Source organism: Pandoraea sp. CB10b_02, from assembly GCF_002216225.1.
Taxonomy (GTDB): domain Bacteria; phylum Pseudomonadota; class Gammaproteobacteria; order Burkholderiales; family Burkholderiaceae; genus Pandoraea; species Pandoraea nosoerga.
This window is the reverse complement of record NZ_NJGW02000001.1, coordinates 313,741-335,801: the sequence shown is the minus strand read 5'-3', so window position 1 is coordinate 335,801 and position 22,061 is coordinate 313,741. Positions and strand designations below refer to the sequence as shown.

The 22,061-nt window shown below is 67.3% G+C and carries 14 protein-coding genes; 10 read left to right on the top strand and 4 right to left on the bottom strand.

The window, feature by feature from the left end; genetic code table 11:
• Window positions 1–126 precede the first annotated feature (126 nt).
• The 6 genes from CDN36_RS01360 (at window position 127) to CDN36_RS01335 (ending at window position 10,387) form a co-directional block, all read left to right on the top strand.
• On the top strand, window positions 127–1,140 hold the full coding sequence (locus CDN36_RS01360; protein ID WP_287495815.1) for a WaaZ-like lipopolysaccharide core biosynthesis protein: 1,014 nt from the start codon (window positions 127–129) through the stop codon (window positions 1,138–1,140).
• Between the two features lie 172 nt (window positions 1,141–1,312).
• Entirely contained in the window at window positions 1,313–4,900 is a 3,588-nt protein-coding gene (locus tag CDN36_RS01355; protein ID WP_287495814.1) for a DNA translocase FtsK, read from the top strand.
• Between the two features lie 391 nt (window positions 4,901–5,291).
• The gene (locus tag CDN36_RS01350) at window positions 5,292–6,509 is read left to right on the top strand and encodes an ABC transporter substrate-binding protein (RefSeq protein ID WP_150554477.1); all 1,218 of its coding nucleotides are present in this window, start codon (window positions 5,292–5,294) and stop codon (window positions 6,507–6,509) included.
• A gap of 219 nt (window positions 6,510–6,728) precedes the next feature.
• A complete protein-coding gene (locus CDN36_RS01345) occupies window positions 6,729–7,607 on the top strand; it encodes a branched-chain amino acid ABC transporter permease (protein ID WP_150554476.1) in 879 nt (292 codons plus the stop codon).
• Window positions 7,608–7,609: 2 nt separating this feature from the next.
• Window positions 7,610–9,598, top strand: a complete 1,989-nt coding sequence (locus tag CDN36_RS01340) for a branched-chain amino acid ABC transporter ATP-binding protein/permease (RefSeq protein WP_241014135.1) — start codon at window positions 7,610–7,612, stop codon at window positions 9,596–9,598.
• Window positions 9,599–9,661: 63 nt separating this feature from the next.
• Window positions 9,662–10,387 (top strand): ABC transporter ATP-binding protein, encoded by a 726-nt coding sequence (locus tag CDN36_RS01335; protein ID WP_150554475.1) that lies wholly within the window; start codon window positions 9,662–9,664, stop codon window positions 10,385–10,387.
• A gap of 136 nt (window positions 10,388–10,523) precedes the next feature.
• Here CDN36_RS01335 and CDN36_RS01330 read toward each other — a convergent pair whose 3' ends face one another.
• Together CDN36_RS01330 and CDN36_RS01325 are read right to left on the bottom strand one after the other, a co-directional pair.
• The gene (locus CDN36_RS01330) at window positions 10,524–11,657 is read right to left on the bottom strand and encodes an NAD(P)H-dependent flavin oxidoreductase (RefSeq protein ID WP_287495813.1); all 1,134 of its coding nucleotides are present in this window, start codon (window positions 11,655–11,657) and stop codon (window positions 10,524–10,526) included.
• 257 nt (window positions 11,658–11,914) lie between these two features.
• Entirely contained in the window at window positions 11,915–13,135 is a 1,221-nt protein-coding gene (locus CDN36_RS01325; protein ID WP_287495812.1) for a site-specific integrase, read from the bottom strand.
• A gap of 113 nt (window positions 13,136–13,248) precedes the next feature.
• Here CDN36_RS01325 and CDN36_RS01320 point away from each other — a divergent pair, with 113 nt between their 5' ends.
• Window positions 13,249–14,283, top strand: a complete 1,035-nt coding sequence (locus tag CDN36_RS01320; RefSeq protein ID WP_287495811.1) for a DNA-binding protein — start codon at window positions 13,249–13,251, stop codon at window positions 14,281–14,283.
• 154 nt (window positions 14,284–14,437) lie between these two features.
• On the opposite strand, the gene CDN36_RS01315 is transcribed toward CDN36_RS01320, so the two are convergent.
• Entirely contained in the window at window positions 14,438–15,988 is a 1,551-nt protein-coding gene (locus CDN36_RS01315; protein WP_287495810.1) for an efflux transporter outer membrane subunit, read from the bottom strand.
• A gap of 193 nt (window positions 15,989–16,181) precedes the next feature.
• Here CDN36_RS01315 and CDN36_RS01310 point away from each other — a divergent pair, with 193 nt between their 5' ends.
• From CDN36_RS01310 to CDN36_RS01300, 3 genes are all read left to right on the top strand, one after another.
• Window positions 16,182–17,312 carry an HlyD family secretion protein gene (locus CDN36_RS01310; RefSeq protein ID WP_287495858.1) on the top strand — a complete coding sequence of 377 codons (1,131 nt, stop codon included), beginning with the start codon at window positions 16,182–16,184 and terminating at the stop codon, window positions 17,310–17,312.
• Between the two features lie 152 nt (window positions 17,313–17,464).
• Window positions 17,465–19,009 (top strand): DHA2 family efflux MFS transporter permease subunit, encoded by a 1,545-nt coding sequence (locus CDN36_RS01305; RefSeq protein WP_287495857.1) that lies wholly within the window; start codon window positions 17,465–17,467, stop codon window positions 19,007–19,009.
• A 224-nt stretch (window positions 19,010–19,233) separates the two neighbouring features.
• Window positions 19,234–19,818 carry a winged helix-turn-helix transcriptional regulator gene (locus CDN36_RS01300; RefSeq protein ID WP_287495809.1) on the top strand — a complete coding sequence of 195 codons (585 nt, stop codon included), beginning with the start codon at window positions 19,234–19,236 and terminating at the stop codon, window positions 19,816–19,818.
• 58 nt (window positions 19,819–19,876) lie between these two features.
• On the opposite strand, the gene CDN36_RS01295 is transcribed toward CDN36_RS01300, so the two are convergent.
• Window positions 19,877–22,000 (bottom strand): putative bifunctional diguanylate cyclase/phosphodiesterase, encoded by a 2,124-nt coding sequence (locus CDN36_RS01295; protein WP_287495808.1) that lies wholly within the window; start codon window positions 21,998–22,000, stop codon window positions 19,877–19,879.
• Window positions 22,001–22,061 lie beyond the last annotated feature (61 nt).

Here is a 22,061-nt window from a genome sequence, read left to right as displayed (position 1 = left end):
CGCGGCGATGCACCGGCCTGCGGCCGCTCGGCCAAACACAGACACGCGACGAGCAACGGGGTTAGGACCGCGGGCATCCGGAAGGCGCCTGCGGCGCGACCGGAACACCTAACCAAAAGAACGACAATGATTTCGTCTATTTTGAAACTCGCGTATCGCTACAGCCATACGGCGAAGTGGCGGCACAACGAGCGGCTGTGGCCGCATGCGCGAATCGAGCACGATGGCGTGGGGGCCATCGAGCGCTTCACCTGGCGCGGACGCCCGGTGCCGCTGGCGCGGCGCGCGGACCTGCAACGCCTGCGTCAGACGCCGTGCCATATCATTGCGAGCGGACCGTCGGTGGCGGACATCGACTATGAAGCGCTGCCGATGCATCACGTCATGGGCGTGAACGGGGCCATTGCGCTCATTGATCGCGCGCCCGTCAAGTTCGACTATTACTGCATTCTCGACGCAGGCTTCGTGAGGCAGCGCCCCGACCTGGCGCGCCGCATCATCGCGCGCGATCTCGTGCTGTTCGTCACGCCGGTGGTACTGGCGCGGCTGCTGGAGAGGTATCCGCCGTCGGCGTTCGGCTGTCGGTTCTATCTGGTGGACGACATCTTCAAACGCGGCCTCGAAGCCGCGCGCACGCCCGCGTCGCTGCGCGCCAACGCGCGCGTGGCGGCGAGCGCGGCGTTCTTCGGCGAGCACGGGCGTCTCGGGTTCAGCTTCGACATCGACAACGGCTTCTTTCACGGTGGCACGGTAGCCTACTTCGCGCTGCAAGTGGCCACATGGCTCGGTTTTACCGAGCTGTATCTGCACGGGGTCGATCTGCGCGACGCGGCGCACACGCCGCGTTTCTACGAGACGATGCAGACGCGGGCGCCAACGCGTCTCGATGCCGAATTCGCGAGCCTGATCGAGCCGTCGTTCCGGCATGCCGCCGAGGTGCTGCGCGCGCGCGGCGTGCGCGTCGAGAACCTGTCGCGCGTGAGCGCGCTGGGTGAGGACATCTTCCCGAAGGTCGACTGGCGTTCGTTGCGCCGCCGCAATCTGAGCCTCGTGGTGCCCGGCGAAGCCGTGTCGCCCGCAATGGTCCAGGGTGCGGATGGCGCCGCGTCCCCCATGCTGCGCCCGACCGGCACGCACTGACGACGCGCCAGGTCTCGGTCTGCCGCCGGCCGCTGCGTCGGTCCGTCAGTCGTGGAGCGCGCCAAATCTCGCCAGACCGCGCCAGACCGCGTCAGATCGCGCCATTCGGACCGCCCGGCGGTGGCCTACCTGCTACAATCGCACTCCGGGTTTTCCTGAAGCACGAGCGATTATGGGGTTTGGCTGGTTCGGACTGTCGACGTTTTGGTTGCTGGCATTGTGCTGGCCTGGCGTCCGGGGTCTGCTTGGCGGTGAGATTCGACTCTTCGGCCCCGGCACCCTGCGCATGTTGCTTGGCGTGCCGCTCACGATGGTGTCGAGCGCCACGCTGGCCGCATTGACGGGCGGCGAAGGCAACACCGCCGGCGGCAGCGTCGGCCAGTCGCTCGCCCACGGCCTGCAATTGGCGCTCGGCGGCACGCTCGCCATGGGCCTCGCCGGCGTTGTCCTTCTCTTTTCTCTTCCGCTCGTCTTTGGCACCACGTGGTGGGGCATGTTCGCGCGTGCGAAGCCCACGGCGGACGATGACGACGAATCCCCTTACGAGACGCGTTTTGCCGGCAGTGCCGGTGAACCGGTGCGGGGACTGTCGCAAATGTCGCAACTGTCGTTCGGCGGGCCACACGAGCGTGGCGAACGCGGCGAGCGGTTCACACCAACGTTGGGGCAGGGTCATCACAACGCGGGGCATTTGACCGAAGGGGCAACGCCCCGCCGGCGCGGGCTTGCCGCGCAGCCGCGCTGGAAGCTCACCGACGAAGAGCGCGCGCGGCTCGATGCGATGCAGCCGCCGCCGCTCGCTACGCGAGGCGCACCGCGCGCCGAACCTTCGTTCATGCGCGCCGGCGCGGCGCGTGTGGCGAGGAGGGAGCCCGCTGTCGGACGTGCGGCTGCGCCGGCGGTCGGCGCGGCAACAGCGGCTGCCGCTTCGCCCCATGCCACGGCAGGCGCGCGCGCCGTACTGCCGCGTGGCGCCTATGTGTTGCGCACCGCGCGTGGCGATACGATCACGGCGCCCGAGTGGGTCCGTGCCGAGCCGAGTCTGCGCGCGCAAGACGCGCGCGGTCCGGCAGCGCGACGCGGCGCGTCTGCGGCTTCCAGCCTTTCCAGTGCTTCCAGTGCTTCCGGCCCTCGTGCCATGCCCGCGCCGATCGCCCAGCGCACATCCTCGCTGACGGCGCAGAAGCCCTCGGTCGCGGCAGTCGGTGACGCCACGCAGCCGGCATCCGGCGGCGCTCTGCATTCGACGTCGACTGCTGACGGCGCCCCCGGTCATCGCCGCCCGGTCGGGGTGGCCCCGGCCCACCTGCGCGGCACGATCGTCCACAGCCCGTTCCGCCAACCGCAGTTGGGGCTGGAGGATGTGCCCCCGCGTGGCGCGTCGCCCGTCGCGACGCACTCACCGGTCGTCGTCGCGGCTTCTCCCGATACTCTCGTGGCCGCTGATGACGGCATGCCGGGCGTGGCAAGTGACGGCATGAGTTCGCCCGAGGCGCCACCGATCCGGGGCGCAGCCTCGTGGTCCGCGATGGACGCCGCATCGCCGCTCACGTCCGACGTCGCGGAATTCTCGCCGCTCGATTTGTCCCCGAAGGCAACGCCCGACGAGCCGCCTGCCGCTGCGCCATCAACGCCCACGCCGGCAATGCTCGCCGAGCAGGAAGCCGCGCGCGTCGCGCAACAGGCGAGGATGCAGGCGCTCGCCGCCTTGCGCGAGGAAGCCGAAGCACTGCTTCGTGACTTGCGCGAGTGGTCCTCCGCAATGGAAGCGCCGGTGACCGTCGTGGGCGGCAGCGCCATCGCGAAGGCGGCCGACCATGTCGCTGCGCACGCAGCACAGCCGGCGCCCGCCGTGGACGAGACGCCCCAGTTGCGCGAAGCGGCGCAGACCGAATCGCGGGCGCGCGCGGAGGTGCTGGACGTTCCGCCAATGGTGTTGATCGCGCCGCCGCCCGGACAACCGGCTGGTGCCGCGCGCCGCCCCTTCCTGTTCGCCGATGTGCTGGCGAGCGTGCAAGTGCAAGAGCCGGCGACGGCGGCGGCGGCGACCGTGTGCGCACCGGAGACCGCGCCCGGGCGCGCGTCCGAGTCGGATGAACCCGCGGGGCAAGCCAGCGGATCGACCACCAAACCGCACTACGTTTTGCGCGCCGACGGCACCTGGGCTCGCGCCGAACCGGACGCCGCAGCGTATGGCGCATTGCCGACGACCGCGCCGCGCGAAGCCGCGTTTACCGCCGACGCACCGCGCGAGCTGCCAACGCCGCGCGAGCCGATCGCCTACGACCTTCCGTCGCTCGACCTGCTCAGTCCGGCGACGTCGCAAGACGTGGCGAACGTCGTATCCGACGAGACGCTCGCCGCCGTCGGACAACTGATCGAGCAGCGGCTCGCCGAGTTCAAGGTCCCGGTGACGGTGGTAGGTGCGTCGGCCGGCCCGGTCATCACGCGTTTTGAAGTCGAGCCTGCAGTGGGCGTGCGGGGCGCGCAGGTCGTCGGTCTCATGAAGGATCTGGCCCGGGCGCTGGGCGTCACCTCGATTCGCGTGGTCGAGACGATCCCAGGCAAGACCTGTATGGGCCTCGAATTGCCGAACGCGCAGCGCCAGATGATTCGCCTGTCCGAGATCCTGACCGCGCCGGCGTTCGACTCGCACCGCTCGCGCCTGGCGCTGGCGATGGGCAAGGACATCACGGGCGAGCCCATCGTGGCCGATCTTGCCCGGGCACCGCACTTGCTGGTGGCCGGCACGACCGGCTCGGGCAAGTCGGTGGCGGTCAACGCCATGATCCTGTCGCTGCTGTACAAGGCCACGCCAGACGACGTGCGTCTCATCATGATCGACCCGAAGATGCTGGAACTGTCGGTCTACGGCGGCATTCCGCATTTGCTCGCGCCGGTCGTCACGGACATGAAGCAGGCCGCGCACGCACTGAACTGGTGCGTTGGCGAGATGGAAAAGCGCTACCGGCTGATGTCGGCGCTCGGCGTGCGCAATCTGGCTGGCTACAACGAGAAGATCGACGCGGCGCGGGCCGCCGGCAAGAAGATCGGCAACCCGTTCTCACTCACGCCCGATGCCCCGGAGCCGCTCGATCGCCTGCCTTTCATCGTGGTGGTGATCGACGAGCTGGCCGACCTCATGATGGTGGCAGGCAAGAAGATCGAGGAACTCATCGCACGGCTTGCACAGAAGGCCCGCGCGGCCGGCATTCATCTGATTCTCGCAACGCAACGCCCGTCGGTCGACGTGATCACCGGCCTCATCAAGGCGAACATTCCGACGCGCGTGGCGTTCCAGGTCTCGTCGAAGATCGACTCGCGCACCATCCTCGATCAGATGGGTGCGGAGTCGCTGCTCGGCCAGGGCGACATGCTGTTTCTGCCGCCGGGCACGGGCTATCCGCAGCGCGTGCATGGCGCGTTCGTGGCCGATGACGAAGTGCATCGCGTGGTGCAGCACTGGCAGCAATACGGCGAGCCCGAGTACGACGAAGCGATCCTCGCCGGCGATCCGGCCGAGGCGGCCCCGGGCGATCTGTTCGGCGAGTCGCCAGGCGACGCCGAAGCCGATCCGCTCTATGACGAAGCGGCGGCGTTCGTGCTTGGTTCGCGGCGTGCGTCGATCTCGGCGGTGCAGCGTCAATTGCGCATCGGCTATAACCGGGCGGCGCGTCTCATCGAACAGATGGAAACCGCCGGGCTGGTCAGCCCGATGGGCCGTAACGGCGCCCGCGAAGTGATCGCGCCGGGCGACTAATCGCCGTCGCTTACATCTCCCTTACGACCCGCATTTCAAGTCGAACTCTTTGGCACTCCGTGCCGATCTCCGGACACGCGCCATACATGGCGCGCGCCGCCAAAACCCTCCGCAAACCCGCGCCAATGCGCGATGACGGGCCGCAAACCCCCGTGCCGATAGGGGTATTCCCGCCTTTGCGGGCGAAACTCAGCGATCACATAATCGGCGCGCTAGGTTGGTCGTTCGACGCGTGCTTGATGGTATCGCCCTGACACGAATTACAAGACCGGGGCGGTGCAGACGGGGAAGACAACCCGTGAGTCGCGCATCCCACGGCAGGGCCTGCGACACCAGGAAATCGCAGTAAAAAAGCGTCATATCGAAACGCATCGCACCGAAGGAGACCCTTATGCAATTCCGATTCAAGCTCATGGCGGGCGCCGTGGCATTCGCGCTGTCTGCCTCCATGGCCATCGCGGCCGATCCGATCAAGATCGGCGTGTCCGGCCCGTTTACCGGCGGCTCGTCGTCGATGGGCGTTTCCATGCGCGATGGCGTGCGTCTGGCCGCCGCGGAAATCAACAAGGCCGGCGGCGTGCTGGGCCGTCAGATCGTGCTCGTCGAGCGCGACGAAGAAGCCAAGAACGAGCGCGGCGTGCAAGTTGCGCAGGAACTGATCAACAAGGAAAAGGTGGTCGCCACGGTCGGCTACATCAATACCGGCGTGGCGCTCGCCTCGCAGCGCTTCTACCAGGACGCCAAGATTCCGGTGTTCAACAACGTGGCCACGGGCACCGTCATTACCGAGCAATTCAAGCCGCCCCAGTACCCTGACAACTACGTTTTCCGCAACTCGGCCAAGGACAGCATCCAGGCGCCGATGATCGTGGAGGAGGCGATCACGCGTCGCGGCTTCAAGAAGCCGGCGATCCTGGCGGACTCGACCAACTACGGTCAGCTCGGCCGCGAGGATCTTGAAAAGGCGCTCAAGTCGAAGGGGATCACGCCGGTCGCCGTCGAGAAGTTCAACATCAAGGACGTCGACATGACGGCGCAGTTGCTCAAGGCCAAGCAGGCCGGCGCCGACGTGATCCTCACCTACGGCATCGGCCCGGAACTGGCGCAGATCGCCAACGGCATGGCCAAGCTCGGCTGGAAGCTGCCGATCGTCGGCAGCTGGACGCTCGCGATGGCCAACTACATCGACAACTCGGGCGTGAACGGCGAGGGTGCGCGCATGCCCCAGACGTTCATCCAGGAGCCGAACACGCCCAAGCGCAAGGCATTCATCGATGCTTATCTGGCCATGTTCAAGCCGAAGAACAACCGTATCGACTCGGCGGTCTCGGCGGCGCAGGGCTACGACTCGATCTACCTGCTCGCCGCGGCGATCAAGCAGGCCGGCAGCACGGACGGCCCGAAGGTGCGCGCTGCGCTGGAAGACCTGAAGACGCCGGTCGAGGGCGTGGTCACGACTTACGACCACCCCTTCACGCATGACGATCACGATGCCATCACCGCCAACATTCCGGTGTTCGGCGAAGTGAAGGGCGGTCGCGTGGTGTACGCCTACGACAGCGATCTGAAGGCCGGCAGCAAGGTCCGCGAGAAGACGGCCAGCAAGTAAGCCGCATTTCCATCCAGCGCTGCATCCTGCAGCCATGACGGGTGAACGACCGCGCGTGTCGTTCGCGTCCCGCGCGCCAATGACGGCGCAGCGCGGCGCGGCGCACGCGCCGTATCGATACCCGACGCCTTGCGCCGGCACGCGGGACCGGCGCAAGGCGAGCGTCCCGAATGCCTCCCGTGCATCGCTCGTAGGCTCGCACTCGCGAGAGAGGAACGCATGACCATCCTGATTCAACTCATCTACAGCGGTATCGCGCTGGGGATGATCTACGCCGTGATCGCCTTCGGTTACCAACTGACTTTCGCGACGTCCGGCACCCTGAACTTCGGCCAGGGCGAAGCGCTCATGCTCGGCGCGCTGGTCGGCCTCACACTGGTCGACACCCTCGGTCTGAACTACTGGCTGATGGTTCCCATCGTCTGCCTGTTCGGGCTGGTGCAAGGCGCGCTGGTCGAGCGCATCGGCGTCAAACCGGCGCTGAGAATCAAGTCCGAGTTCGGCTGGATCATGTCCACCATTGCGCTGGGCATCATCTTTCGCAACGTCGCGGAGAACGTGTGGGGCCGCGACGATCTGAAGTTTCCGTCACCGCTTCCCGAAGCGCCGGTCAAGCTCGTCGGCGCCAACGTGCTGCCGATGGAGTTGCTCGTGGTCGCCGGCGCACTGCTCATGATGGCCGCCGTCGAGTTCTTCAACCGGCGTTCGATATACGGCAAGGCCGTCGTGGCGACCGCCAACGACCGCGACGCCGCCGGCCTGATGGGCATCAACACCAGCCTGGTGATTACGTTCTCGTATGCGCTCTCGTCGATGGCCGCCGCGTTCGCCGGCGTGCTCGTGGCGCCGCTCACCCTCACGGGCGCCACGATGGGCGCGGTGCTCGGCTTGAAGGCATTTGCCGTGGCAATCATCGGCGGGCTCTCGAGCGGCATGGGCGTGCTCGTCGGCGGCGTGATTCTCGGCGTGGCCGAAACCACCACTGCGTTCTATCTCTCGACCGGGTACAAGGACGTGCCGGGTCTCGTGCTGCTGCTGCTTGTGCTGGCCGTGAAGCCGGCGGGCCTGTTCGGCAAGACCGCCATCAAGAAGGTGTAACCATGACCGCACAGACCTCCACCGCTCGCGCGGACCGCGATCTCGGCGGCCTGCGTGTGGGCACGAAACTCGCCGCGATCCTCGCGATCGTGGCGCTGTTCGGCTTCCCGCTGGCCGTCGGCAATCCGTACTACATCCACATGATCGAGACGATCATGATCTACGCGATCCTGCTTTTCGGGCTGGATATCGTCGTGGGCTACACCGGGCAGGTGTCGTTGGGCCACGCGGGCCTGTTCGGCATCGGCGCCTACGTGGCGGGCGTATTCTTCGCCAAACTGGGTCTCACGCTGTGGCTGGCGCTGCCCGCCGCCATTCTGATCACGGCGGCGTTCGGCGCGGTGCTCGCCTTGCCGGCGCTGCGCGTGATCGGCCCCTATCTGGCCATGGTGACGCTGGCGTTCGGCACCATCATCCAGATCCTCATCAACGAAATGGACTTCCTCACGGCCGGGCCGCTGGGCATCAAGCTGACGAAGCCGCTCATCGGCGGGCATCCGATCGATGAAGTCGAGTACTACTGGCTCGTCGCCGTGTTGCTGCTGCTGAGCATGCTCGTGGCGCACCGTATCCTGAAGTCGCACCTCGGGCGCGCATTCGAAGCGCTGCGCGATTCGCCGGTCGCCTCCGACTGCATGGGCGTGTCGGTGTACCGCTACAAGGTGTATGCGTTCGTGATCAGCGCCGGGTTTGCCGGCCTGGCGGGCAGCCTCTACGCCTACTCGGAGCAGTACATCTCGCCCAATACGTACAACTTCGAGCTCACGATCCTGTTCCTGCTCGCGGTCATCATGGGCGGGCGCAAGACGCGCAGCGGCTCGCTGCTGGGCGCGGCCATCATCGTGCTGCTGCCGCAGCTGCTCGACGACATCGGCGTCTTTCGCATTGTCGCGACGGTGATCGCGGCGGTGACGGCGGTCGTCGCCGTTGCGGCAATCGCCAAGGCGCGCACAACGCTCGCCAAGGCAGCCGTGCCGATCGTCGGCACGATTGCTCTGGCCGGCGTCACGTGGTGGCGCGAGAGCATCACGGACTGGCGCCTGACGATCTTCGGCCTGATGATCCTCTTCGTCGTGTATTACCTGCCCGACGGCATTATCGGCTTTCTGCGCTCACGCATCCTGCATCGCCGCCGCACGGTGACCGTGTCGGCGACCCAGGTCGACGAAGCGAGCGCCGGCGGCGCCGATCCGGTGCTCGCCGCAGCGGCGAGCGGGCCGGAAGAACTGCTCAAGGTGCGCCAGTTGCTGATGCAGTTCGATGGCCTGAAGGCGCTCAACCAGGTGGACCTCACCGTCAGGCGCGGCACGATCCACGGGCTGATCGGCCCGAACGGCTCCGGCAAGAGCACGATGATGAACGTGCTCACGGGCATCTACGTGCCGACGGCGGGCAGCATCGAGTTCGCCGGACAGTCGCTGGCCGGGCGCACGTCGTCGGACATTGCGCTATCGGGCGTGGCGCGCACGTTCCAGAACGTGCAGCTCTTTGGCGAAATGACGGCGCTCGAGAACGTGCTCGTGGGCTTGCATCACACCTTCGATTCGACGCTGGTCGACGTCTCGCTGCGGCTGCCGCGCTACAAGCGTGAGGAGGACGGCGCTCGCGCGCGCGCCATGCGACTGCTGGAGTTCGTGGGGCTGACGGCGCTTGCCGACGAGGAGGCGCGCAATCTGCCCTACGGCAAGCAGCGTCTGCTCGAAATCGCCCGCGCGCTGGCGCTCGATCCGCGCCTGTTGCTGCTCGACGAGCCGGCCGCCGGTCTTACGGCGCCCGATATACGGGAGCTGCTCGCGATCATCCGCAAGATCCGCGACCATGGCATCACGGTCATTCTGATCGAGCACCACATGGACGTGGTGATGAGCACGTGCCAGACGGTGTCCGTGCTCGACTTCGGGCAGAAGATCGCCGAAGGGCTGCCGGCGCAGATTCAGGCCGATCCGAAGGTGATCGAAGCGTATCTGGGTGGCGCATCGACCGCGCACTGACGACACGCGCGACGGCTCGCCTCGCGCTGCCTCGCGCGGCAACGACGAACAAACGGAACCACTATGCTTTCCATTCGTAATCTGCAGGCCGGCTACGGCAAGGTGCAGGTGCTGCACGGCATCGACATCGATGTGCCGAGCGGTCAGGTCGTCACGCTCATCGGCTCGAACGGGGCGGGCAAGACCACCACCATGCGCGCGGTGTCGGGGATGATCAAGCCGACGTCGGGCGAAATCACGCTGGGCGACAAGCGCATCGACGGGCTCGATTCGCATCGCATCGCCAAGCTCGGGCTGGCGCATTCACCCGAAGGCCGGCGTGTGTTCGCGACGATGTCGGTGACGGACAATCTTCGGCTGGGGGCCTTTGCTCGCCTGACGGGCAGCCGTCCCCGCGGCGACGTGGCGGCGGACCTCGAGCGCGCGATGGACCTGTTTCCGCGGCTCAAGGAGCGCCGCAATCAACTGGCGGGCACGCTCTCCGGCGGCGAACAGCAGATGCTCGCCATGGCGCGCGCGGTCATGCTGCGCCCGGACATCGTGCTGCTCGACGAGCCGTCGATGGGGCTCGCACCGATTCTCGTCGACGAAGTGTTCCGCATCATCGGCAATCTCAAGGCGGAGGGCGTGACGATGCTGCTCGTCGAGCAGTTCGCCGCGGCAGCGCTTGGCGTTGCGGACTACGGCTATGTGCTAGAGAACGGGCGCATTTCCGTGCACGGCCCGGCCGAGCGCCTGCGCAACGACGATGCCGTGCGCGCGGCGTATCTGGGCGGCGGCGGTCACTGAGATGTCACGGGCGCGCGAGCGGCCCGCCGATGACGACGGGCAGCCTCATGGCTGCCCGTCGTGCTTCCGGGGCAAGGGATGTGCGCGCGTCGAGCCTTGTCCCCTCGCACCGCGCTGCGGCCCGTCGTCCGGCCGGTCAGAACGTGGCGGCAAGTTCGCGCAGCGCGCCGAACGCTTCGCGCAGCTCGGTGCGTAGCACGCCGACGAGCTCGGCCGCCGGCATGGCGCGGGCAAGCGGCGCGGCCTGTCCGGCCCATTGCGCGCCGTAGTCGCCGTTGCCCTTGGCCTTGGCCGCGGCGTTGAGCGCCTTGCCCGCATCGTAAGTCACGGGATAGGCGGGCAGTGCGGGGCGACCGGCCGCCTGTTCCAGTTCGTAGAGGCGATTCACGAAGCCGCGGGCGGGACGTCCCGAAATCGCGCGAATGAGGGCGGTGCGCGGCGGCTGCGCGCCCGTCATGCGCTCGCGGTAGGCGGCGTCTGCCGACGATTCGGGACAGGCCACGAACGCCGTGCCGAGTTGTGCCGCCTGCGCGCCAAGCGCGAGCGCGGCTGCGATACCGGCACCGTCCATGATGCCGCCCGCCGCGATCACCGGTACCGACGTGTGCGTGACGATCAACCGCACGAGCGCGAGCGTGCCGAGCTGTTCGTCGTCGCTCGGCACGCCATCGCCAAGATCTTCGAAGCGGCCGCGGTGACCGCCGGCCTCGTAGCCTTGTGCAACGATGGCGTCGACCCCGGCCGCTTCGACGGCCCTGGCTTCGGCGAGATTGGTCGCCGTGGCAAAGAGCGTGATGCCGGCCGCGTGCAGGGCGTCGATCTTCTCCTGCGACGGCAGCCCGAAATGGAAGCTCACCACGGCCGGACGCTCCTCCAGAAGCACCGCGAACATTGCCTCGTCGACCACGAAGCTTTTGTAGATCTCGCTGAGCGTTGCCGGCGGCGTGGCGTCGAAGCGCGCGAATTCCGGTGCGAGGTAGGCAAGCCATGCGGCGTCGCGCGCCGCGTCGAGCCTGGCCGGCGCGTGGCAGAACACATTGACGTTGAACGGCTTGCTGGTCAGCGCGCGCGTGTCCCGGATGGCCTTGCGCGCGGCTTCGGCGCCCATGGCCGCCACACCGATCGAGCCGAGACCGCCGGCGTTGGAGACGGCAGCGGCCAGCGCGGGCGTCGACGTGCCGGCCATCGGGGCCTGAATGATCGGGGCGAGCAAGCCGAAACGCTCGATGAGGGCGCGATTGCGCGATTGGGCGGCATGGGAATTGGACATGACGATCTGCACCTTGGTGTGTTCGGGAACGGGGGGAACCGCAGCAGTCACAGCACGCAGTATGTTCACTATGGCATACGTGCGCAACGCACCAAAAGATACCACCAATATGCACCTTTATGCAGGCCAGCGATCGGCGTCACCCGGCTCAGGCGCGGTCTCGGTCCTGTTGTTCCCTCGAGGGCGGGGAGTCGTTCCGGCGTTCTGCCGTCGTGCGTCCCGTCATAGGTTTGTCGGCCCGTGCGCTATCCCGTGCGTTATCCCGTGCGAGTGGGGCTGCCGCCGTGAGTGGCGTCGGCCTCTGCGTGCGCGCCGCAGCCGACGTCCTCTCCCATCAGGTCGGCCGCGCGCGAGCGCTGCATGTCGGCACGCCGGAAGTAGCCGATGACCGTGGCCACGCTCGTGTGGCCCGTCATCGCCATGGTTTCGGCCAGTGGCACCTGCTGCCGTGCCGCTTCCGTCACGAAGCCCGCCCGCAGCGAGTGCGCCGAGAAGTTGCCTTCGAGCCCGGCAAGCGCGCAGCGCTCGCGAACGATGTCGCGCACCGCCGCTTCGGTCAACGCTTCGCCCACATGCCCGCCACGCCGCACGCGGCGGAAGATGGCGCCCTGCGTGATACCGGCAGACGTGAGCCAGTCGGTGAGCGCGACGCCCGCGGCGCCGGTCACCGGTTTCTCGTTTTCCGGCAGGTCTGCGCCTTGCTGGTTCGTTTTCGACCAGGCCAGCGTGTAGACGTAGCGATCCGGCCCCGTGCGCCGCACGTTCTCGCATGTCGCGCGCACGACTTCCGAGCGACGGCGCCCGCCGCTGGCCCAGGCGAACAGTAGCAATGCGCGGTCGCGCTTGCCCCGCAGCGAGTTGTCGCAGGTGGCAAGCATGGCGCGCAGCGGCTCGCGCGTGATGGCGTCCTTCCGGGCCGTTCGGACACCGCGTCTGGCATACGCGCGGCGCGTCTTCGCGAGCAGCTCGCGGACGGCGGGCTCCGCACAGGGATTGGGCAGACCTCGCGACGTATGCAGCTTGCCGATGACACTCAGCCGGTGCAGCAGCGTTGCCAGCGAGGGCGGTCCGGGGCGCGCTTTAAGCCCTTGTGCGACGAGTTCGGCATCGAGCTCGGCCGGCATTTCGGTCGTCAGCTCGTCTTGCCCCTGACCTTTGCCGTGACCTTTGCCCTGACGCTGCGCGTGGTCGACGACGAATTGCACGATGGCCGCCGGCGATAGCGGCGTGACGAGCGTCTGACCATATCGCAGACGATACCAGCCCATCCAATACCGCATGGCGGATCGATAGCTCTGCTGCGTATTGACCGACTCGCCTTCGCGCACGAGTGCTTGCGCCGCGGCCCGGGCGTCGGCATCGAGCGATGCCGGGTCGAGAAGCCGGGGCGGGCGCGACTGCGTGACGCTTGGAGACGAGGCATCTCGCGCCCGATATCCCCGCGAGAGCGCATTCGGCGTATTTTGCTTACCGAACATATGATTTCATATGTAAAATGTAAAAAATATAACGTATTACAAGATAGCTTGCGATAATCTTCCATTATCGTGGGTTATTTGGCAACGACCCCGCTATCAAGGAGTTTTCGTTCATGGCTCAGCTTCCTTCGTCGAGTTCGAATCCGCAGATGTCGTCGTCGCGACAGGGCGGCCGAGGCATCACGGAGCAGGACGTCTGGACGGCGGCCGATGCGCTGCTGATGGCCGGGCAGCGTCCGACCATCGAGCGGATCCGTCAGCAATTGGGGCGCGGCTCGCCCAATACCGTCAGTCCCTATCTCGATGCCTGGTTTGCGGGCCTGGGCGCCCGACTGCAGGGCATGGGGTGCGCGGGGCGTGGGGGCGCGACGCTTCCCGATGGCGCGGCGATGCCGGAGCCGGTGGCTCGGGCCGCGCTCGATCTCTGGACGTTGGCGCTGCACGAGGGGCACAAGGCCCTGGAAGCGCAGGCGGCCGCACAACGGGCCGAGCTTGATGCGCGAGGCGCTGAGCTCGCGGCGCAGCGCGAAGCGTTGGAACAGGCGCGGGCGGTGTTGCACGAACGGGTGACGTCTGCCGAGACGGCGGCGGCAGATGCGCGGCAGGCGCGCGACGAGGCGCAAGCCCAGGCGCGTCGGGCGCAGGCGCTGCTGATCGACGCGCAGGCGGACGCCGTGGCGTCGCGCCAGGCGCTCGCCGCCGCCCGCGATGCGGCACAGGCCGCGCAGGAGGCGCATGCGAAACACCGCGCGCAATGGGACGCCGAGCGAGCAAAGCTGGTCGAACGCGCCGACGCCAGCGAACGTCGCTGGATGCTGGAACTGGACGCGGCGCGCGAATCCGTCAAATCGCTCCAGCAAGAGCGAAGGCAGTTGCAACGGGAATTGCAGGAGACGCAGGCCGGGTTGGCTGCCATGACCGAAGCGCAACACGAGATGCGCTCGGCCAAAGCGTTGCAGGATGCCGTCATCGCGCGACTGCGGGAGCAGGTGAGCGCGCAGGAGGCGCTGGCCGCGACGTATCAGTCGATGCTCGCGTCGCCTGCGGCAGCGGCGGCCGGCCGCAACATGGCGGTCAGTCGCAAGCGCCGCGTCGGCAGCGCCGCTCCCGGTGCGGCCTCGATCCTTCGGAAAGCGCGGCGGATATGACCCCCCGGAAGGTTGTGTGCCGGGAGCGGCGTGGCGCCCCGGCGGCTTTCGCGACCCCGCCTGGGCCCCGGACTCGATATGGCGCCCGGGCCAAAGCACCGAATTCGCACGTCGACGGCGGGGCCTTCGGTGCGAACGCGCTCCGAGGCGCGATTCATCGCGATTGCGCCAGCGCCTGCGTCGAGACTTCCCAGCCACCGCCCAAGGCCCGGAACGTGGCCACCGCCGCGCGAGCGTTGTCGGCTTGCGCACGCGCATCGGCGTCGCGCACCGCCAGCAACTGACGGTCCGCGTCGAGCACTTCATAAAGGCTTACCGCGCCGCCGGTGTAAGCCTCCTGCGCGCTGTCTCGCGCCCGCGTCTGCGCCTGCACGGCATTCATCAGATCCTTGCGCTGCTGCTCCAGCTCGACGAGCGCCACGATCGCGTTTTCCACGTCTTCCGTCGCACGTAGCATCGCCAGCCGGTATTGTGCGAGCGCCTCGGCATTGGCGCCTCGCGCCTGCGCGAGCTCGGCGTCGATCCGGCCGAAATCGAAAAGTCGCCAACGCAGCCCCAATGTGGCGAGCGGCTGGAATGTTGCTGCGCTGGGCACGCGCCCGCCGGCCAGCGTCTCGAATCCCAGGGCCCCCGAGAGCGAAAGCTTCGGGTAGTACTCGGCCAGCGACGCGCCAATGCGTGCGTTCGACGCGGCGAGCCGGCGCTCGGCGGCCACCACGTCAGGGCGGCGGCGCAACAGATCGACGGGCGCGCCCGCGTCCGCGATCGCGGGGACGATGATGGCGCGGCCTAGCGTGTCGTCGCGCTGCGTGCCTTCGCTCATGCGTCTCGCATAGGTGCCCGGTGCGGCGCCCATCAGGACATCGAGCCGGTTGAGCTGGGTCTCGCGCTCGATGCGCAATGGTGGCAACGTCGTGCGGGCTTGCGCCAGAAGGGCTTCCGATTGTGCGAGTTCGCGTGCGGTGGCCAGGCCGTCCTTGAGTCGCAGCCGCACGATTTCCATGAGTCGCGTATCGGTCTCGATTTGGTCCTGCGCGATGGCAAGGCGCCGCTGTGCCGCCCGCACCCGGAAATAGGCATCCGCAGCCTCGGCCACGACGCTCACCCGCACCCCGTCACGCTGCGCTTCGGCCGCCTGTGCCGTCGCCGCCGCTGCTTGCGCGGTGCGCGCGAGCCCACCGAACAGGTCCAGTTCCCAACTCGCGCCTGCGCCGATGTCGTAGTTCGTGAAGTTGCGCTGATAGCCCGGCACCGTGCGCGCTACCGAACCCAGCGGGCTTTCCAATGACTGATGCTCGCGCGTCACGCTGCCGCCGAGCGCGAGTGAGGGCAGCGGCTGCGCGCCCGCGGCGCGCGCCTGTGCCCGCGCCTGTGCGACCCGTGCCATGGCGGCTTGCAGATCGAGATTCTGGGCCAACGCCTGTTCGACGATGCTGGTGAGCACGGGGTCCTGAAAACGTATCCACCACGCGTCGAGCGCGGCAGGGGGCTGCGGGTCCTGCTGCCCGGGGCGACGTGCCGCCGGGGCCATATCGCGCTGTGCCAGTCGCGCGCCGTTGGCGAAATGCTCCGGCAACTCTGCCTTCGGTGGCGTGTAATCCGGGCCGACCGCGCATCCGGTCAGTGTCGCCGCGGCCAACGCCAGCCATGCGCGGCGCACAAGAGGTGGGCGGGGGGTGGCAGATGTCGAGTGCGTAATTTGCATGGCAGTGAATTAAGTAATTGAATCAAGTAACTTGCAACATAATAGTTACAACTCTATACTCACTTCCATTGTGAAAGCAACCCCTCTTGCGACGCATTACCCCCTCCCCTGAAGAAGGATTGATCTCATGACATCTCCAAGCTCCTCCACCCCCGGCGTCGCCCCGGCGGGCGGCACTGCCGCCAGGCGCGCCATGTCGCGTCGCGTCGCGCTGCGCGGCGTTGCGGTCGTGGCCGCGCTGGCCGTCCTTGGCTACGGCGTCTACTGGTGGACCACGGCGCGGTATCTCGAATCGACCGACGACGCCTATGTGGGCGGTGACGTGACGATGCTGGCGCCAAAAGTGCCGGGCTACATCGCCCAGGTGCTCGTCACCGACAACCAGTCGGTGAAGGCGGGTGACGTACTGGTGCGGCTCGACGATCGCGATTACCGCGCAGCGCTCGCCAAGGCGGAGGGTGCCGTCGCGGCGCAGCAGGCGTTGCTCGCCAATCTCGACGCGACCGCGAGGCTGCAGACGGCGGTGATCGCGCAGGCGCGCGCGAGCGTGGCGGCGGTGGCGGCCGACGCACGTCGGGCGCACGACGATCAGGTGCGCTATCAGGATCTCGTTGCCAAGTCCGCCGTATCGGTGCAAAGCGCGCAGAAGGCGGACGCCGATTACAAGCAGGTCGTGGCCTATCGCGACCGGGCCGAAGCCGGCGCGGTGGCGGCGCAGCGTCAGCTCGACGTGATCGCCGCACAGAAGCGGCAGGCACAGGCGGCCCTGGCCCAGGCAGTGGCCGAGCGCGACATTGCCCGGCTTAATCTTGAAGACACGGTGTTGCGAGCGCCGGTCGACGGCACTGTCGGCAACCGCCGGGCGAGGGTGGGCGCCTACGCGCCCGCGGGCACGCAACTGCTATCCGTCGTGCCGGCGCACGGCCTCTGGGTCGATGCGAACTTCAAGGAAGGGCAGCTCGCGCGTTTGCGTCCCGGCATGCCGGTAAGGATCGAGGCGGACGTGTTGCCCGGACGGGTGTTCCACGGCCGCGTGGCGAGCCTCGCCCCGGCGACCGGGGCGCAGTTCAGTGTGCTGCCGCCCGAAAACGCCACCGGCAATTTCACGAAGATCGTCCAGCGCGTGCCCGTGCGGGTGCAACTCGACGATGCCGACGCACGGCTCGGCACGCTGCGCCCGGGTCTGTCGGTCACCGCGGAAGTGGATTCGCGTGCAGGCGGCCGTGACGAATCGGCCCCACCGGCCAAACCGGCCAAACCGGCCAAACCGGTCGTACCGGCCGCGCCGACTGCGTCTGCGCCTGCCAGGGTGGCCGCGCGATGAGCGCTTCATCATCGGGCGCCGTGGGCGCTGCGACGGCGGCGAGCGCGCCCGCGACCCTGCCCCCGGAGTTGCCGGGTCAACCGAACCCGCCGGCCAACGATTCGCATTCGGTGGGCCCATCCGCGCCGCGCGACGGCTTCTCGGCCGGCGCCATGTCGACGCAGGCGAAGGTCGTCGCCTTTGCCACCATGGTCGTCGGCATGTTCATCGCGCTGCTCGACATCCAGATCGTGTCCGCGTCGCTTCGGGACATTGGCGGCGGGTTGTCCGCCGGTGCCGACGAAACGGCGTGGGTGCAGACGAGCTACCTGATTGCCGAAATCATCGTGATTCCTCTGTCGGGCTGGCTCTCGCGCGTGATGTCGACGCGCTGGATCTTTGCCGCGTCGGCCGCGGGCTTCACGGTCGCGAGCCTGCTGTGCGGCGCCGCGTGGAATATCCAGAGCATGATTGCGTTTCGCGCGCTGCAAGGGTTCCTCGGCGGTTCGATGATCCCGCTGGTGTTCACCACGGCCTTTGCGTTCTTCACCGGGCCGCAACGGGTGCTGGCGGCAGCCGTGGTCGGCGGGTTGTCTTCGCTGGCGCCAACGCTCGGGCCGACCATCGGCGGCTGGATCACGGACAACTACTCATGGCACTGGCTCTTCTTCGTGAATCTCGTGCCCGGCATCTTCGTGACGGTCACCGTGCCGCTGCTCGTGCGCATCGACCGTCCTGACTGGTCGCTGCTGCGCGGGGCCGACTATCTCGGCATGGCGCTGATGGCCGTCTGCCTTGGTTGCCTTGAATACACGCTGGAAGAGGGACCGCGCTGGGACTGGTTCGGCGACGATACCATCCGCACGACGGCGTGGCTCGCCGGCCTGTGCGGCATCGCGTTCGTGTGGCGCAACCTCGCTTACTCCCGGCCGGTGGTCGACCTGCGGGCGCTGAAGGACCGCAACTTCGCTCTCGGCTGCTTCTTCTCGTTTGCCACCGGGATCGGGATTTTCGCGACGATCTACCTCACGCCGCTGTTTCTCGGGCGCGTGCGGGGCTTCTCGGCTTTCGAGATCGGCCTCGCCGTGTTCTCGACCGGCATCTTCCAGCTACTGTCGATTCCGGTGTACGCCATGCTCGCGAATCGCGTCGATCTGCGGGTGTTGATGATGGCCGGCATTGGCGCGTTCGCCCTGTCGATGTGGCAGTTCGCGCCGATGACGCACGACTGGGGAGCGGCGCAGCTTCTGCTGCCGCAGGCGTTGCGCGGAGCGGCGCAGCAGTTCGCGGTCGCCCCGATCGTTACGCTGACGCTGGGCGGCTTGCCGCCGGCGCGGCTGCGTCTTGCCTCGGGACTCTTCAATCTGATGCGAAACCTGGGCGGAGCGATCGGGATCGCCGTATGCACGACCGTGCTCAATGACCGCACCAATCTGCACTTTTTCCGTCTTGCCGAGCGCATGGGCGAGGGCAGTGCCGCGCTCGGCGCATGGCTGGCGGCCGTAGGCGCGCGCATGAATGCCGCCGGGCTCGATGTCGCCGACGCGCACACGGCGGCGCTTCGCCAACTGTGGCTGTTGACATTGCGCGAGGCGCAGACGATCACCTTTGGCGACATCTATGGTGGGCTGGGGGCAATCTTCGTGTGTGTGACGCTGATGGTGCCGCTCATGCATCGGGTTGCACCGCCCAAGGCCCCCGGCGCGGACGCCCATTGAGCCGTTGGCAGCAGAATTCACTTTAAATGCATTGTGTCAGGAATGATTTTTAAGTGATTGATTTTGTTGAGGGGAGGGTCGCATTCAATTCGCCTGCTCGGGATGCGGTGCGACGGCGACCGACATGGGCTTGCCTGTCCTCGGCGACGCGCTTATGCTCACTTGCATGGTAATAGCAAGGGTGGGGCGGCCCCGCCGCCTGCTCTGGAGCGGAGGAATTCCTGATGCAACGAAAAACGTTTCGCGACATGCAGTGCCCCATCGCGCGCAGCCTCGAGCGAGTGGGCGAGTGGTGGAGCATTCTGATTTTGCGCGAAGCCGGCTATGGCACGACGCGCTTCGACGACTTCCAGCGCCGTCTCGACATTGCGCCCAACATGCTCACGCGACGTCTGAATGCGCTGGTGGAGGAAGGGCTGCTCGAGCGTCGCCAGTATTGCGACCGGCCGCCGCGCTTCGAATACGTGCTGACCGACGCGGGGCGCGATTTCCGCCCAGTGTTGTGGGCGTTGCTGGCGTGGGGCAACCGGCATTTCGCGCCGGAGGGGGTGTCGGCGCAACTGGTGGATCGCGAGACCGGCCAGGCTGTCGAGCCGGTGGTCGTCGACGCCGTGACGGGCGTGCGGCTGGACCCGAAGCGCCATATCCCGTCGGCCGGGCCCGCCGCGAGCGAAGCGATGCGCAAACGTTTGGCGCAGGCCGCGGCATTTGCGACGGGACAGGCGCCCGGCAGCTTCGATGGCACCGATGGCACCGATGGCACCGATGGCGGACGTGTCGCCCAAGCGCCGGGAGGTGCGGGGCGCTAAATGCCGTTTCGGCAGGTGTCGGCAGGTTTCAGTCGGTTTTGGCCGGCCTGCCGCACCATTACGCCAGCGCGGCGGCGGCGCCCGGCACGCCTGGCAGTGAGGCGAGCAGCCGGGCGAAGGCGTCGCCGGTGAGCGGTTTGCCGAGCAGGAAACCCTGCAGTTCGTCGCAATCGAGCGTCTTGAGCGCCTCACGCTGTGAGGCCGTCTCGACGCCTTCGGCCACGACATCCATGTCGAGCGAGTGGGCCAGCGCGATGATGGCCGACACCACGGCACTGCCCTCCTGGCCGCAAGTGTCGAGGCCATTGGTAAAGAACCGGTCCATCTTCAACTGCTTCACACGAAAGCGCTGCAGGTAGGCGAGGCTGGAGTAGCCGGTGCCGAAGTCGTCGATCGCCACTTCGAAACCGTGGTCCTGGAACGCGCGAATCACGTCGATGGTGTGTTGCGCGTCGAACATCGCCACCGTCTCGGTGATCTCGAACATGAGTCGGTCGCAGGCGACGCCGGCCTCGTTGACGATCGTCACGATGTTCTCCACCAGCGACGACTGCGCCAGCTGGCGCGGCGAGAGGTTGATCGCGACCTTTACGGGCGGAAGCCCTGCGGCATCCCATGTCTTGATGTGCTGGCAGGTCTCGCGCACCACCCAGTAACCGATTTGCACGATTTGCCCGGTACGCTCGGCCACCGGGATGAAGTCGACTGGCTGGAGCTCGCCGAAGGTCGGATGCGTGAGGCGCAGCAGCGCTTCGGCGCCGGCCAGCGCTTCCGTGTCGCCGCGATATTTCGGCTGAAAGTGCAGCGAGAAGTATTGCGCCTGCTCGGCGTCGTGCAGCGCCTGCTGAATCTCCCAGGTGCGCTGCGCGGCGGCGTTCATGCGCGGCTCGAAGTAGCGGAACGTGCCGCGCCCGGCGCGCTTGGCTTCGTACATTGCGGTGTCGGCGTGCTTGAGCAGCACGTCGATGCTCTCGCCATCGTCCGGGAACACCGCCACCCCGATGCTGGGCATGACGTGCAGCGACTGGTCGCCCACGCGCAAGCCGTCGCGCATGTCGTCGAGCAGACGCTGCGCCACGCGACCGGCGACCTGGGGCGAGGACAGCGCCCCGAGCAGCACGACGAATTCGTCGCCGCCCAGGCGTGCGACCACGTCGTCGCCGTTCACGTTCTTGCGCAGGCGCTTTGCGAAGGCGCGCAGCACGTCGTCGCCCACGTTGTGGCCCAGCGAATCGTTGATCGTCTTGAAGCCGTCCAGATCCATGAACAGCACGGCAAAGCGACGCTGGTCGCGACGGGAGTTGATCAACATGCGAGCCGCGGCGTCGTGAAGCGCCCGGCGATTGGGCAGATCGGTAAGCGCGTCATACGTCGCCATGCGGGCGATCTGTGTGTTGAGCTGCAGGACCGAGTTGGCGAGGAAGCTGGTGCGCGCATCGAGGCGCGAGACGAGCAGCGTGGTGATCAGGATAAGGAACGTGAACAGACTGACCGTGCTTACGAGCCACGGCGAGCTGACGCCGGCGGCCGCGCCGCAGATGGCGCCCGGTGCGAAGTTGGCGGCGGCCATGCCCGTGTAGTGCATGGTCGTGATTGCCAGGCCCATGACGAGCGCGGCGCCCACGCGCTTGGCCAGGACGTAGCGCAGGCTGCCGTCGCGCAGCGTTCGGGCGATCCACAGAGCGGCGGTGGCCGCGACAATCGCAATGGCCACCGACGCCGCGAACAGGCGCGGATCGTATTCGATGGCCGGGTTCATTTTCATGGCCGCCATGCCGGTGTAGTGCATGGCGGCAATGCCGATGCCCAGCGTGACGCCTGCGATGGCGAGGCGCCATCGGGTGAAGCGTTCGCTCGCGACGAGCCACAGCGCGCCCCACGAAATCCCCATGGCGATGGCGAGCGAGGCGGCCGTGAGGGTCGGGTCGTAGCCGAGCGGCACGGCCAAGGCGTTGTCGAGCGGCGTCCCGGACGGGGAGAGCGAGAGGGCCATCATGCCGATGAAGTGCATCGACCAGATGCCGATTCCCATGGCGGCGGCGCCCACGGCGAGCCAGGCGTGGCGCATGCCGCGGTGAATCAGGAGATAGATGCGACCCGAGAGGTCCAGCGCCGTAAACGACGCCAGTACCGCTACCGCAAGCGATAACGCGACGAGCCAACCACTGTACGTACTGGACATATGAAAACCGACCGAAAAGTGCCGCTTAACTGGTTATCGGCATGGGCAGCCAATAGTTGAG